A 12,841-nucleotide genomic window follows, 5' to 3' on the forward strand; every position below is an offset into this window, starting at 1 on the left:
GCACGGTCTCGGGGCACACGTGCCCCGAGTGGTGGTCGTGAGCCAGGAGGAGGAACGTGGAGCGGTGGGGCAGGACCGCAAGGTGGGGAGGGGACGAGTCGAAAGGCGTGTTCATGCTGAGGAGGCCGGGCGGCCGTGGCACCTCGGGGCTGTGGGTGCCGCCGGGGGTGTACGCACCGCAGGACGACACCCGGCTGCTGATCACGGCCCTGCGCCGGGAAGCCCTCGGCCGGGACACCACGGTGCTCGACGTGGGAACGGGAAGCGGGGCGGTCGCCATCGAGGCCGCCCGGCTGGGCGCGCGGGTCAGCGCCGTCGACATCGCGTGGCGGGCCGTCCTCGCCGCGCGCTACAACGCCTGGCGGCAGGGCCACCGCATCTCGGTGAGCCACGGAGACCTCCGGAGGATCCCGCCGCTCCCGCCGGAGCTCCGCTACGACCTGTTGATCGGCAACCCGCCCTACGTGCCCAGCCCGCACGCCGCGCCGCCGCTGCGGGGCCGGGCCCGTGCCTGGGACGCCGGGCACGGCGGGCGGGCGGTCATCGACCGGCTGTGCGCGGCCGCGCCGCGGCTGCTCCGGCCGGGCGGCGCGCTGCTGATGGTCCACTCCTCGCTCAGCGGCACCGGGGCCACGCTCGACGCCCTGGCCGCGCACGGGCTGCGCCCCGAGGTGGTGGAGCGGGAGCTCGTCCCGTTCGGTCCGGTGCTGCGCGCCCGGCTGGGGTGGCTGCGCGCACAGGGGCTGCTCGGTCCCGACGAGGAGAAGGAAGAGCTGGTGGTGATCCGTGCCGAACGCGTCTGAGGAGCCGACGACCACGCCGACCACGCCGACAACGCCCACGGCGGGGAAGGGTGCGCCGCGCCGTACCCGGGTCCGCGTCGACCGGGCGGGACCGGTGGGTCCGGTGCTCGTGGAGGGGCCGGTGGAGGTGGTGGACGAACACGGAAAGGTCTCCGTCTCGGACCGCTTCCTCGTGGCGCTGTGCATGTGCGGGCTCAGCCGGGCCTATCCCTGGTGCGACACCAGCCACCGGCGGAGCAGCCCCGAGGAGCGGTCATCGGAGGAGCGGTCATCGGAGGATTGGTCATCGGAGGAGCGGTCATGAGCGGACGTCCGGAGCCCCGAGCCACCCGCCCCGCCCTGCCCCACGCACGCGGCCCGCTCAGCGGGCGGCTGATCGAGGTGCTGCGCACCGGTGACGGCGCCGCCGCCCTTCCCCACGGGCCCGATTCCGGCGCGGAGGCGGACCCGTACGGCGAAGATCTGCAACTGGGCCTGTACGTCCTCTACGAGCTGCACTACCAGGGCTTCGCCGGAGTCCCGGACGACCGGGAGTGGGACCCGGAGCTGCTCGCCCTGCGCCGCCGGTGGGAGAACCTCTTCCTGGCCGCGCTGCGCTCAGCGGTGCCCGGCGGGACGGACGTAGACGCGGCCCTGGCGGACCTCACGGTCGAGCCGGCCGGGGCGGACCCGACGAGCGTGAGCCGGTTCCTGCGGACCGAGGGGACCTGGGAGCAGATGCGGGAGTACGCCACCCTGCGCTCCACGTACCACCTGAAGGAGGCCGATCCGCACGCCTGGGTGCTGCCCCGGCTGTACGGCCGGGCGAAGGCAGCGATGGCGGCGGTCGAGTACGACGAGTTCGGCGCGGGCCGCCCGGAGGACGTGCACGCCGGGCTCTTCGCCGATCTGATGGCGGACCTCGGCCTGGAGACGGCGTACGGCCACTACCTGGACGCCGTACCGGCACCCGCGCTCGCGACGGTCAACCTGATGTCCCTGCTGGGCCTGCACCGGGCGCTGCGCGGGGCCCTGGTCGGGCACTTCGCCACGGTGGAGATCACCTCGCCGCCCGGCTCGCGTCAGCTCGCGCAGGCCATGCGGCGGCTGGGAGCAGGTGCTGCGGCGCAGCGCTTCTACGACGAGCACGTGGAGGCGGACGCGGTGCACGAGCAGGTCGTACGGCGGGACGTCGTCGGAGGGCTGCTGGCGGACGAGCCGGAGCTGGGCCCGGACGTGGTGTTCGGGGTGGAGGCCACGGGCCTTCTGGAGGACCGGCTGGCCGCCCACGTACTGGAGGCGTGGCGGGCGGGGAGGAGCGCGCTGCGGACGCAGGCGCCTCCGCACCGTGTGGAGCATGTGGGCCATGTGGTTTGAACACGGTCCCCACGGTCACCCGGCGGGGGAGACCGAAGGATGGGAGTGCAGATCATGCGACGGCAGTGGTGGTGGGCGGACGCGGAGTGCGCGCACGAGGACCCCGAGCTCTTCTTCCCCGTCAGTACGCACGGGCCGGGGGCGGAACAGCAACAGCGTGCGATGGAAGTGTGCGGCCGCTGCCCGGTGCGCGCCGAGTGCCTGAGCTGGGCGCTGGAAAACCGCGAGGCGACGGGCGTGTGGGGCGGCACCACGGAGAAGCAACGGCTGAAACTGCGGCGCAGGGCGGGCGCGGGCCGGGGCGTCGGCTGAGCGCTGCCGTGGAACGCCTGTACCGGGGCCTGTACGGGGGCCTGCACCGAGTACGCCTGTGGGCGCGGCGGGCGCTGCGCCAGCAGGGCCCCGAACGGCACTCCTTCCTGCTCGCCGCGAAGAGCGTGCTGGCCGCGACCCTCAGCTGGGTGGTCGCGCGCGATCTCCTGCACGCCCACTCCCCGGCGTTCGCACCGTTCTCGGCGGTGCTGGTCATGCAGACGACCGTCTACCAGTCCGTCGTGCAGTCCCTGCGGTACGTCGGCGCGGTGGTCGCGGGTGTGGCGGTGCAGGCGGTGCTGGGGTTCCTCGCGGGTCCGGACCTGTTGTCGTTCGTACTGGTCGCGGTGGTTTCGCTGGCGATCGGGCGGTGGCGCGTACTGGGCGCGCAGGGTTCACAGGTGCCCACCGCGGCGTTCTTCGCCTTCGCCACGTACGTGGCCGCCGCCGATGGCGGGGAGCGGCTGGCCCAGCTGGGCCAGATCGTTCTGCTGGTGGTGATCGGCTGTGTGATCGGCACCCTCGTGCACATCACGGTCGTACCGCCACTGCGCTACCGGAGTGCCGAGATCAGTATCCGCAACCTCGCCCACACGTTCTGCGACCTCCTCTCGGAGATGGCGCCCGAGCTGCGCGAAGGCGCGCCGGAGCGGGAGAGCGCGGCACGCTGGCGGCGCCGGGCAGCACGCACCGAAGGCCTCATCTCCGACGCGCGTGAGGGGCTGCTCGTCGCTCAGGAGAGCGTCCACTTCAACCCCCGGCGACGACTGCGCGGACATCGCGGGCACGCCGACTTCCCCGGCTACACAGTGGTGCTGGAAGCCCTCGTGCGGACGCTGTACCAGGTCGCCTCGCTGACCCGCGGCCTCGACCAGTGGTACGTGGAGGAGAGGACGGAGGAGAAGGCGGAAACCTCCGAGGCGTTCGAGTACCGGCCGTTCCTGCGGAGTTACGCGGACTTCCTGGACGCGCTGGTGGAGTTCGGCCGGGTGCTCGGCGAACTGGAGGAGGGTCAACTCCCGCAGCAGGCCACGGAGTTGTGCCGCCTGGTCGACAGGGCGCGCGGGGAGCGGCGGAAGGTGGTCGCGGAAGCCGTCGCACGGGGGCTGCCACTGGCGGAGCCCGCCCACCCCTACGGCGTCCTGGTGGTCGAGGCGACCCGGCTGCTGGAGGAGTGCCAGAACTGCTGCGACGTACTGCGGGAGCAGGCCGGGGCCGGGGACTGAGCTCCGCGCCCGGCGGGCGGCGCCCGCGGAGATGCGATGTTTCAAGGGAGAGATCACGGGCTATGCGGATCTTATGGTGCAAATCGGCAACCCGATGATGGCAGCGCAGGGCGGCCCCCGCGCTCATGCCGGGGACGCGGCCGAGGCGGGATTCACCGGGACCGCCCGGCTCTGACAACGAGTCCGGCAACGACTCCGACGACGACTCCGACAACGACCCCGACAACGAGAGGAAGACACTCCCCATGCGTATCGCATTCCTGATGGCTCCCGAAGGCATCGAGCAGGTCGAGCTGACCGAACCGTGGGCGGCGGTGGGCGCGGCCGGCGGCACCCCCGTACTCGTCTCCACCGAGCCGGGACAGGTCCAGGCCTTCCACCACCTCGACAAGGCCGACACCTTCCCGGTCGACCAGGTGGTGGGGGAGACCTCCGTCGAGGAGTACGACGGCCTCGTGCTGCCGGGCGGCGTCGCGAACCCCGACGCGCTGCGGCTGGACGAGACGGCCGTGGCCTTCGTCAAGGCGTTCTTCGACGCGGGCAAGCCCGTCGCCGCGATCTGTCACGCCCCCTGGGCCCTGGTCGAGGCCGACGTCGTACGGGGCCGCACGCTCACCTCGTGGCCCAGCCTGCGCACCGACATCCGCAACGCGGGCGGCACCTGGGTCGACGAACAGGTCAAGGTCTGCACGGGTGGCCCCAACACCCTCATCACCAGCCGCAAGCCGGACGACCTCAAGGCGTTCTGCGAGACGCTGGTGAGCGAGTTCGACAAGGGCTGAGCGCGATCTACGAGCAGCCGATGACGGCATAGGACGCGTCGCCCGTCCAGGAACCGGTGGCCCACCGCTCCGCCGGGGCCGGAGAGAACCCGTACAGCTCGCCGAGCCGGTTGCCGAACCACTGGGCGAAGCGGGCGGCGGCCTGCTGGCAGTTGTGGATGCCGTCCTTGCTGCGCTGCGCCTTCTCGGCGCCGGGATCGTCGCCCCACAGCTGCGACGCGTCGACGAAGTCCACCAGGCCGGGGTGCGCGCGGCTGACCGCCCGCGCCGCGTCCGGGGCCGTCCTCAACTGCGCCGCGTGCGGCTTCTGGAACTCGTTGTGCCTGATCGGCGGGGTGGAGACGATGACGAGTTTGCCGCCCCCTTCCCCGACCGCCTTCGCCAGCCGCTCGTACGCGGAGCGCTGCTCGTCGGGCGTGCCCCAGTCGAAGGCGGTGATCTGGTACGCGAAGACCTGAGGCCTGGCGGACGCGAGCTTCCCGGGAAGCGTCTTCCAGGTCTCCCCGGCGTCCTTGCCGACCACATTCCCACTGGCGGTGGCCGCCAGCGAGGTGAAGCCGCCGCCGCTCGCCTTCAGGACCGCGCCGAGGGCAGGGGCCTCGGCCTCCGCGATGGAGTCACCCATCCACATGACCTCGGGAGCCTTGCCGCCGCCACCGCCCTGGCTGCCGTTGCTGCTCTCGCTGCCCTTGCTGCTCTCGCTGCTCTCGCTCGTGGAACCGGCGCCGGCCGGCCCCGTACCGTCGCAGGCGGTGAGGCCGAGGACGCCCACGGAGGCCAGGGCGAGGAGGGCGAACGCCCGGAGGGCGGGGGCGGAACGGCGGGAGGAAGCAGGGAGGTTCATGCCGTCCAGACAACCGCGAGGAGCACCGGCCGCCGCCCCCTGTCACCGTCCGCTCATCAGCCGGGAGAAATACCGTCACACGGTACGGACGGGCCGTGCACATGAGGAGCCCGGCGCCGGTGAGGCGGCGCCGAGCCGCAGGCTCACGCGGCTCGCGCGGTTCCCGTGGCACGCGCGTGCGTGGCGAGCGGGTGCAGTGCGGCGTACTCCAGTGGCGCCGACGGGTCGATGGACACGTTCAGTTGTGCGGGGTCCGCGTCCGCCCGCACCAAGAGGTCGCCGACGGCGGCGATCATCGCTCCGTTGTCGGTGCACAGCGTCAGCGGCGGTACCCGCAGTTCGACCCCGGCCGCCGCACACCGCTCCTCGGCCAGGGCCCTGACCCGGGAGTTCGCCGCGACGCCGCCGACCACGACCAGGGTGCCCACCTCGTACTGGCGGCAGGCGGCCAGCGCCTTGTGCGTCAGGACGTCCGCGACGGCCTCCTGGAGCGAGGCGGATCCGTCGGCCAGCGGGATCTCCGTGCCGCTCCGGCGGTGCTGCTCGGCCCAGCGGGCGGCGGCCGTCTTCAGTCCGGAGAAGGAGAACGCGTACGGATGCTCCTTCGACCCCAGCAGCGGACGGGGGAAGGCGACGGCACAGGGGTTGCCCCCACGGGCGGCGCGGTCGACGGCAGGGCCGCCCGGATACGGGAGGCCGAAGACGCGGGCGACCTTGTCGAAGCACTCGCCGGCGGCGTCGTCGATGGTGTCGCCCAGGTGCAGGATCGGGTCGCGCACCAGGTCGCGCACCAGCAGCAGTGAGGTGTGACCGCCGGAGACGATCAGCACCATGCACGGGTCGGGCAGCGGCCCGTGCTCCAGGGTGTCGGCCGCGACGTGTCCGGCCAGGTGGTGCACCCCGTACAGCGGGACCCCCGCCGCGTAGGCGAGGGACTTCGCACCGGCCAGGCCGACCTGGAGGGCGCCGGACAGCCCGGGACCGGTGGTCACCGCGACCGCGTCGATGCCCTCCATGCCGAGGCCCGCCTGCGCGAGGGCTTCCCTGACGACGGGGGTGAACGCCTGGAGATGGGCGCGGGCGGCGATCTCCGGCACGACGCCGCCGAAGCGGGCGTGCTCGTCCATGCTCGACGCCACGACATGCGCGAGCAGCCGGCCGCCGGAGACGATCCCCGCCCCCGTCTCGTCGCACGACGACTCGATGCCCAACACCACTGGAGTCCGCACAGGAATCCCTTCTCGCACACACATCGCTACTGCGACCTATGTGCAATAAGGTACTCGCTCCTCCCACCCGTCGGGCCGCAGCGCGTCCAGGGCCCGCCGGGCCGTCGTGCGCAGGTGGGCGTGGACGGCGGGGTCGGCGTCGAGCGTGTAGTCGCAGTCGAGCCCGGCGAGCATCTGGGCGATGTGGCGGAGGGTGTCGGCGGAGGCGTCGAGGGTGCAGGTGTTCTCGTCCAGGGGGCGGATGCGGTCGGCGAGGCCCCAGGTGCGGGCGCGGACGGTTTCGGCAGGCGCCCGGACGGTGGCGAGGGCGCGGTGGCGGACGGGCGCGGCGGTGATCTTCGCGGTGACGTAGGCGGCGGGGTCGTTTCCGGGGACGGTACGGGGCGGGACGCGGTGGCCGGTGGGGGAGGGGTGGGTGATGCGGTCGAGACGGTAGATGCGCCAGTCGTTCTTGGCGGTGTCGTGGGCGAGGAGGTACCACAGGCCGCTGGAGGCCACGAGATGCGCGGGCTCCACGCGGCGGGGGGCGTGGTCGCCGGTGCGGGTGGTGTAGTCGAAGGTGAGGAGCTCGTGGTCGCGGCAGGCCGCCGCGAGGACGGCCAGTACGGCGGGTTCCACCCGGGGGCCGCGGTGTTCCCAGGCGATGGTGGCGGTGGCCTCCTGGAGGGCGGTGACCTGGCCGCGCAGGCGCTGGGGCAGGACCTGCTCAAGTTTGGCGAGCGCGCGCAGCGAGGTCTCCTCCATGCCGGTGAGCCCGCCGGCGGCGGTGCGCAGGGCGACGGCGAGCGCGACGGCTTCGTCGTCGTCCAGCAGCAGGGGCGGCATGTCGGTGCCGGAGGCGAGGCGGTAGCCGCCCGCGTGGCCGGTGGTGCTCTCGACGGGATAGCCGAGCTCCCGGAGACGGTCGATGTCACGGCGGACGGTGCGTCCGGTGACGTGCAGACGCTCGGCGAGCTCGGTGCCCGACCATTCCCGGCGGGTCTGGAGCAGGGCGAGCAGACGGAGCATCCGGGCGGGCATGTCGGTGGTCATGGCCTCCACTGTCCTCGCCTTCAAGGACCTGAGGTGTCCTAAAAGGGGCCTAACGTGGAACACGCCGGAGAACAAACCCGGCATTACGCCCAATCCATTTCCTTCGAGAGGAAACCCCGGATGAGCTTCATGACCCCCGGTTCCGTCGTCTGGTTCGAGATCGGCACCGCCGACCCCCATGCCGTACGGGACTTCTACGGTCCCCTGCTGGGCTGGACCTTCGAGGTCGACCCGGAATCCTCCGTCGACGGCCGCACCTACACCCGCATCATGGCCGCCGGCGCCCCCTGGCCGATGGGCGCCGTTCAGCAGGGCGACACCGGCGGCGAGGCCATCAACCTCAGCATCCTGTCCGCCGACGTGCCCGCAGATGTCGACCGGCTGCGAGGGCTGGGTGCGAAGGTCCTCGTCCCCGCCACCCGGGTGGGTGACGTGACCGTGTTCGCCCGCCTCGCCGACCCGCGGGGCAACACCTTCTCCCTCTTCTCCCGCACCACCTCCGCCGACCTGGCCGAGCGTGCCGAGGCGACCGAGGAACACCTGGCGCAGGCGTCCTACCAGCCGCAGCCCGGCTCGATGGCCTGGTTCGAGATCGGCACCACCGGCCTCGACGCCACCACCGCGTTCTACCGCGACGCCTTCGGCTGGCGCTTCGAGAAGAACGACAGCGCGGGCAGCAAGCCGTACTACCACGTCTTCACCGCTGGTGACCGGCCCGCAGGCGGCCTCTACGACCACAGCGGCGACCCGAAGGAGGGCGACTACGCCATGCCCTTCTTTCTCGTCCCGGACGTGCCCGCCACCGCGGCCGAGGCCGCCGGTCTCGGCGCGCGCATCGAGCAGGGCCCCGAGTCCAACACCGAGGGCCTCTTCCTCACCCGCCTCACCGACCCGCGCGGCAACCTCATCGGCCTCTTCTCCCCACCCACCCACATGTGAGACAGCGCCACCCCCTCCGCGGTCGGAGGCGGGGCGCATACGTCCAGGCACCGCCCCCCTTTTTCTTCCCGCGCACCACGACGAGGAGTTGTATCCCCATGAAGATCGCCTTGCTCGGTACCGGCTTCGGCCAGGCCCACGCCGCCGTCTACGCCACCCGCCCCGACGTCGACGAGGTCGTCGTCTTCGGCCGCACCCCGGAGAAGCTGAAGAAGATGGAGGAGCAGTTCGGCTTCGCGACCACCACCGACCTGGCTGCCCTGATCGGCGACCCTTCGGTGGACCTGGTGGACATCTGCCTGCCCACCGCCCTGCACGCGGACATCGCGGTGACGGCCATGGAGGCGGGCAAGGACGTCCTGGTCGAACTCCCGCTGGCCGCCACCCGGGAGGATGCCCAGCGCGTCGTCGACACCGCGGCCACCACCGGCAGGCAGGTGTTCGTCGACATGTTCTCCCGCTTCGCCCCCGCCAACGAGCACCTGCGCGAGGCCGTGGCCGACGGCCGCTACGGCCGGCTCCAGCACCTCGAAGTCGAAGGGCGCACCGCCCTCCTGTGGGAGGGCTACCGCCTGGGTCTGGACACCCTCGCCCTCGACATGGTGCACGCCGACTTCGACCTGGTCCTCAGCCTGCTGGGTACGCCCGACAGCCTCCACGTCACCGGTGTCGAAGGCCCGGAAGGGCGCGGCTCGGCGGCCGACGTGACGCTGGGCTACCCCGGCGCCACCGCACGCTGCTCCTCGTCCTCGCTGATGCCGGGGCCGTACGGGATGCGCGGCGGCTACCGGGCCACCTTCACCGGAGCGGTCCTGGAGCACACCATGAGCACGGACTTCACCGGCCCCGGAACCGGCGCCCTCACCGCGTACACCACCGAAGGCGAACAGCCCGTCGCCCTGGCGGACACCAGCCCGTACGAGGCGATGGTCGGCCACGTCCTGGACGTCCTCGCCGGACGGGCGGAAAACCTCATCGCCCCCGCGAGCGCCCTCGAACCCCTGCGCCTCACCCTCGACATCCACCACCGCCTCACCGCCTGACGGCAGCCCAAGGGGCCCTGGGCAGATCAGGTGCCCCGGGCGTCCTTCCACCACTCTCAGCCGTTAGCGACCAGACCACTCACCACACGACCACGGAGACCCGCGCCCATGCCCTTCGCCCCTTGCCTCAGCGTCCGGGACACCGCCGCCAGCATCGCCTTCTACACAGCCCTCGGCTTCGACGTCGACTCCAGCACCGCCCGCGAGGGCGACGACATCCACATGCTGCTCCACCAGGGTGAGTTCTGCGCCATGCTCTACCTCAACGCGGACCTGAAGAACTGGCTCCCCCCACTCGCCGACACCCCCATCGGCTTCGCCGGCATGTTCTACCTTCCCGTCGACGACCTCGAAGCCGCGTACGCCCACGTCGCCCGGCACGCGGAGATCATCAAGCCCCTGACCACCGACCACAACGCCCAGCGCGAGTTCTACTTCCGCGACCCGGACGGCTACGTCATCGGCTTCAACGACAAAGCCGCCCTCGCGAGCAGCGACCTCGGCAAGTACGCCTGACGCACCCACAGTGAGGGCCCGCTGGTCGACAGCCTCGGCGAGCAGGTTGTACGGTTTACGGGTCCCTGTGCCGAGGTGTCGGTGGCAGCGACCGGATTTCCTGTTTCAGCTCTGTCGATCTTGAGGTGACGTCCTATCAACCAGGTCATGTAGTCGTCCGCGTTACCCCGCGTGCTGTTGTGTCGCACGTGTTCGGGGGCGGACGTCGCGCTGGCCTGAGTTGCGTCACCCTTCCCCGCAGTTTTCTTTCCCGGGTGCAGCTCTGCCGTCTGCCCCGGGTTTCGTGTGTTCCGGCCCCGGTGCGGCTGTCGGCAGGGCTCCCCGATCCTTGGATCAGGAGTTTTCCCGTCGTGTCTACTTCCGCGCTCGGCAACGAGCCGCAGCACACCACCCCGTCCCCGGACGGCCCAGCACCTCACCATCCGAACCCGAAAACGACCCTGGCGGCCCGGATCGCCCTCTTGGTGCTCCTGGGCGCCGAGCTCCTGAACCTCCTCGACCAGTCGGTCGTCCTGACCGCGCTGCCCGCGATCCAGGAGTCGACCGGCGCGGGACCGGCCGCCCTGCAGTGGCTGACCACCGGCTATTCCCTGCCCGTCGCCATCGGGCTGATCACCGGCGGGCGCCTCGGCGACCTCTACGGCAGGCGCAGGCTCCTCCTCATCGGCACCGTCGTGTTCACCGCGGCGTCGCTGCTGTGCGGCCTTGCCGCCGCGCCGGGCGTACTGATCGGCGCCCGTCTGCTCCAAGGCGTGGCAGTGGCGCTGATGATCCCGCAGGTCCTGGCCACCCTCCACGTCACGTTCGAGGGGCAGAGCCGCAGCAAGGCGTTCGGTCTGTACGGGGCCGTACTGTCCCTCGCGAACGTCCTGGGCCCGGTGATGGGCGGCCTGCTCACCGAGGCCGATCTGTTCGGCCTGTCCTGGCGGCCGATCTTCCTGGTCAACGTGCCCGTCGGCCTCGCCGTGTTCCTCCTGGGACGCAAGTTCATCCCCGAGTCGACCGCCCGGCAGGCAGACCGGCCCGACCTGGCCGGGATGGCGTTGTCCGCGCTGGCCATCGTCCTGATCGTCTTCCCGCTCTCCGAGGGCCACTCGCACCACTGGCCGCTGTGGTGCTTCGCCATGCTCGCCGCAGGTCTGCTCGTACTCGGTGCCTTCCTGCGCCACCAGCGTCGCAAGCAGACCGCCGGAGGGCTGTCGGCACCCCTCGTGCCCCTGTCGCTCTTCCAGGGCAGGCAGTTCTCCGGGGGTACGGCCGCTCAGCTGCTGCACGGCTTGCTGTGCGGGCTGTTCTTCATGACCTGGACCCTCTACCTCCAGCGCGGGCTGGGCATGAGCCCCGTCCACGCGGCCCTGGCCTTCGTCCTGCTCTCCCTGGGAGAGCTGGGCGGCGCGACGGTCGCGGCGAAGAGCGCCGGGCGCTTCGCCCGCCGCCTTCCCCAGGCCGGAGCGCTGGTCACGATCGCTGCGACGGCCGCTTACGGGTTCCAGGCCGCCGCAGCTCAGGCGGAGCTGACCCTGCTGGGGATGACCGTCCCGGTGGTCCTGACCGGGTTCGGTCTCGGCATGGTCGGCGGCCCGCTCGCCGACCTGACGCTGGCCAAGGTCCCGCACGAGGACGCCGGGGCCGCCTCGGGGCTGTTCAACACAGCGATCCACCTGGGCATCGCTGTGGGCACAGCGCTCACGGCCCTGGTGTTCTTCGCCACCACCAACGGCTCACCCGACGCCGCACTCAATCGCGACGCGTTCCTCACCGTGCTGTGGTGGGTCGGCAGCCTCCTCGCCCTGATGTGGGCGCTGATGTTCTGCCTGCCCGGGCAGGCCGACCACCAGGCCGGCCACCAGACCGACCAGCAGGCCGACTGATCGACCCTGAGGTCCCGGCCGCGACGGCGGCCGGGGCCGCCCGGGCCGTCGGCTCACGCCACGGAGCAGAATCACTCCCATGGACAACACAGCTACCACCAGCACCCCTAACATCCCCGCCGAGCAAGGTCTGTTGGCCGGCAAGGTCGCCTTTATCACCGGTGCCGGTCGCGGTATCGGCGCAGCAGCGGCCCGGTTGTTCGCCCGGGAGGGCGCGCGAGTGCTGCTCGCGGCCCGCACCGAGGAGCAGCTGAAGGCGGTGACCGAGGAAGTGCGGGCGGCGGGCGGCATCGCGGACTACGTGGTGTGCGATCTGGCCGACGCGGCCAGTACGCGCGCCGCCGTCGACCGGACAGTGGAGTTGTACGGCCGGCTCGACGTCGCCTTCAACAACGCCGCTACGGGAATCCCGCCCGGCCCGATGGACCAGGTGACCGAGGCCGACTTCGACCACATCTACGCCGTGAACCTCAAGGGCCCGTGGCTGGCCATGGTCGCCGAGGTCGCCGCCATCCGTGCGACCGCGGGGACGGGCGCCATCGTCAACAACTCCAGCGTCGGCAGCCTGAGGGGCAATCCCGAACTGCCCGCCTACGCCGCGACGAAACGGGCGCTGAACAGCCTCACCGAGTCGGCTGCCGTCACCTACGGCCCGGAAGGCATACGCGTCAACGCGATCGCCCCCGGCACCACGCTGACCGAGATGATCCGTTCCTGGGAAGCGGATTCGCCGGGTGTCCTCGACCGGCTCAACGCGAGGACCCCACTGCGCCGCGCGGCCGAGCCCGACGAGATCGCCCAGGCCGCCGCCTGGCTCCTTAGTGACCGTTCCTCCTATGTGACCGGCACCGTCCTCCGGGTCGACGGCGGCATGCGGGCATGAAGCCG

At 71.7% G+C, this 12,841-nt stretch carries 14 protein-coding genes; 11 read left to right on the forward strand and 3 right to left on the reverse strand.

The features are described 5' to 3' along the window. Window positions 1–113: 113 nt before the first annotated feature. The 6 genes from ACZ5PB_RS26625 (at window position 114) to ACZ5PB_RS26650 (ending at window position 4,479) form a co-directional block, all read left to right on the forward strand. Window positions 114–803: a HemK2/MTQ2 family protein methyltransferase gene (locus ACZ5PB_RS26625; RefSeq protein ID WP_468694294.1), complete on the forward strand. Its 690-nt coding sequence runs from the start codon at window positions 114–116 to the stop codon at window positions 801–803. Beyond that, complete coding sequence (locus ACZ5PB_RS26630; RefSeq protein WP_468694295.1) at window positions 787–1,107, forward strand: CDGSH iron-sulfur domain-containing protein; 321 nt, start codon at window positions 787–789, stop codon at window positions 1,105–1,107. The genes ACZ5PB_RS26625 and ACZ5PB_RS26630 overlap by 17 nt, the downstream gene beginning before the upstream one ends. Beyond that, complete coding sequence (locus ACZ5PB_RS26635) at window positions 1,104–2,159, forward strand: iron-containing redox enzyme family protein (protein ID WP_468694296.1); 1,056 nt, start codon at window positions 1,104–1,106, stop codon at window positions 2,157–2,159. The genes ACZ5PB_RS26630 and ACZ5PB_RS26635 overlap by 4 nt, the downstream gene beginning before the upstream one ends. Before the next feature lie 39 nt (window positions 2,160–2,198). After that, window positions 2,199–2,471 carry a WhiB family transcriptional regulator gene (locus ACZ5PB_RS26640; RefSeq protein ID WP_468694297.1) on the forward strand — a complete coding sequence of 91 codons (273 nt, stop codon included), beginning with the start codon at window positions 2,199–2,201 and terminating at the stop codon, window positions 2,469–2,471. Between the two features lie 8 nt (window positions 2,472–2,479). Then, a complete protein-coding gene (locus ACZ5PB_RS26645; protein WP_468694298.1) occupies window positions 2,480–3,697 on the forward strand; it encodes an FUSC family protein in 1,218 nt (405 codons plus the stop codon). A 245-nt stretch (window positions 3,698–3,942) separates the two neighbouring features. Beyond that, window positions 3,943–4,479, forward strand: coding sequence for a type 1 glutamine amidotransferase domain-containing protein (locus ACZ5PB_RS26650; RefSeq protein WP_468694300.1), 537 nt, complete (start codon window positions 3,943–3,945; stop codon window positions 4,477–4,479). A gap of 7 nt (window positions 4,480–4,486) precedes the next feature. Here ACZ5PB_RS26650 and ACZ5PB_RS26655 read toward each other — a convergent pair whose 3' ends face one another. The 3 genes from ACZ5PB_RS26655 to ACZ5PB_RS26665 form a co-directional block, all read right to left on the reverse strand. Beyond that, window positions 4,487–5,323 (reverse strand): SGNH/GDSL hydrolase family protein, encoded by an 837-nt coding sequence (locus ACZ5PB_RS26655; RefSeq protein ID WP_468694302.1) that lies wholly within the window; start codon window positions 5,321–5,323, stop codon window positions 4,487–4,489. Between the two features lie 143 nt (window positions 5,324–5,466). After that, window positions 5,467–6,540, reverse strand: a complete 1,074-nt coding sequence (gene tsaD, locus ACZ5PB_RS26660) for a tRNA (adenosine(37)-N6)-threonylcarbamoyltransferase complex transferase subunit TsaD (RefSeq protein WP_468694570.1) — start codon at window positions 6,538–6,540, stop codon at window positions 5,467–5,469. Window positions 6,541–6,588: 48 nt separating this feature from the next. Then, entirely contained in the window at window positions 6,589–7,584 is a 996-nt protein-coding gene (locus ACZ5PB_RS26665) for a helix-turn-helix transcriptional regulator (protein WP_468694303.1), read from the reverse strand. Between the two features lie 120 nt (window positions 7,585–7,704). Here ACZ5PB_RS26665 and ACZ5PB_RS26670 point away from each other — a divergent pair, with 120 nt between their 5' ends. The 5 genes from ACZ5PB_RS26670 (at window position 7,705) to ACZ5PB_RS26690 (ending at window position 12,836) form a co-directional block, all read left to right on the forward strand. Further along, window positions 7,705–8,523 (forward strand): VOC family protein, encoded by an 819-nt coding sequence (locus ACZ5PB_RS26670; protein ID WP_468694305.1) that lies wholly within the window; start codon window positions 7,705–7,707, stop codon window positions 8,521–8,523. A gap of 98 nt (window positions 8,524–8,621) precedes the next feature. Beyond that, on the forward strand, window positions 8,622–9,566 hold the full coding sequence (locus tag ACZ5PB_RS26675; protein WP_468694307.1) for a Gfo/Idh/MocA family protein: 945 nt from the start codon (window positions 8,622–8,624) through the stop codon (window positions 9,564–9,566). Between the two features lie 108 nt (window positions 9,567–9,674). After that, a complete protein-coding gene (locus ACZ5PB_RS26680; RefSeq protein WP_468694310.1) occupies window positions 9,675–10,082 on the forward strand; it encodes a VOC family protein in 408 nt (135 codons plus the stop codon). Window positions 10,083–10,432: 350 nt separating this feature from the next. Beyond that, window positions 10,433–11,953, forward strand: a complete 1,521-nt coding sequence (locus tag ACZ5PB_RS26685; protein WP_468694312.1) for an MFS transporter — start codon at window positions 10,433–10,435, stop codon at window positions 11,951–11,953. A 79-nt stretch (window positions 11,954–12,032) separates the two neighbouring features. Continuing rightward, window positions 12,033–12,836, forward strand: coding sequence for an SDR family NAD(P)-dependent oxidoreductase (locus tag ACZ5PB_RS26690; RefSeq protein WP_468694314.1), 804 nt, complete (start codon window positions 12,033–12,035; stop codon window positions 12,834–12,836). Window positions 12,837–12,841: the final 5 nt, after the last annotated feature.

This window comes from Streptomyces sp. NPDC032721 (assembly GCF_055579625.1).

Bases quoted from the DNA above. Each gene is read 5' to 3' on its own strand.
- ACZ5PB_RS26690 (WP_468694314.1), top strand. From the start codon at position 12,033: ATGGACAACACAGCTACCACCAGCACCCCTAACATCCCCGCCGAGCAA.
- ACZ5PB_RS26625 (WP_468694294.1), top strand. From the start codon at position 114: ATGCTGAGGAGGCCGGGCGGCCGTGGCACCTCGGGGCTGTGGGTGCCG.
- ACZ5PB_RS26635 (WP_468694296.1), top strand. From the start codon at position 1,104: ATGAGCGGACGTCCGGAGCCCCGAGCCACCCGCCCCGCCCTGCCCCAC.
- ACZ5PB_RS26680 (WP_468694310.1), top strand. From the start codon at position 9,675: ATGCCCTTCGCCCCTTGCCTCAGCGTCCGGGACACCGCCGCCAGCATC.
- ACZ5PB_RS26675 (WP_468694307.1), top strand. From the start codon at position 8,622: ATGAAGATCGCCTTGCTCGGTACCGGCTTCGGCCAGGCCCACGCCGCC.
- ACZ5PB_RS26655 (WP_468694302.1), bottom strand. From the start codon at position 5,323: ATGAACCTCCCTGCTTCCTCCCGCCGTTCCGCCCCCGCCCTCCGGGCG.
- ACZ5PB_RS26640 (WP_468694297.1), top strand. From the start codon at position 2,199: ATGGGAGTGCAGATCATGCGACGGCAGTGGTGGTGGGCGGACGCGGAG.
- ACZ5PB_RS26665 (WP_468694303.1), bottom strand. From the start codon at position 7,584: ATGACCACCGACATGCCCGCCCGGATGCTCCGTCTGCTCGCCCTGCTC.
- ACZ5PB_RS26650 (WP_468694300.1), top strand. From the start codon at position 3,943: ATGCGTATCGCATTCCTGATGGCTCCCGAAGGCATCGAGCAGGTCGAG.
- ACZ5PB_RS26670 (WP_468694305.1), top strand. From the start codon at position 7,705: ATGAGCTTCATGACCCCCGGTTCCGTCGTCTGGTTCGAGATCGGCACC.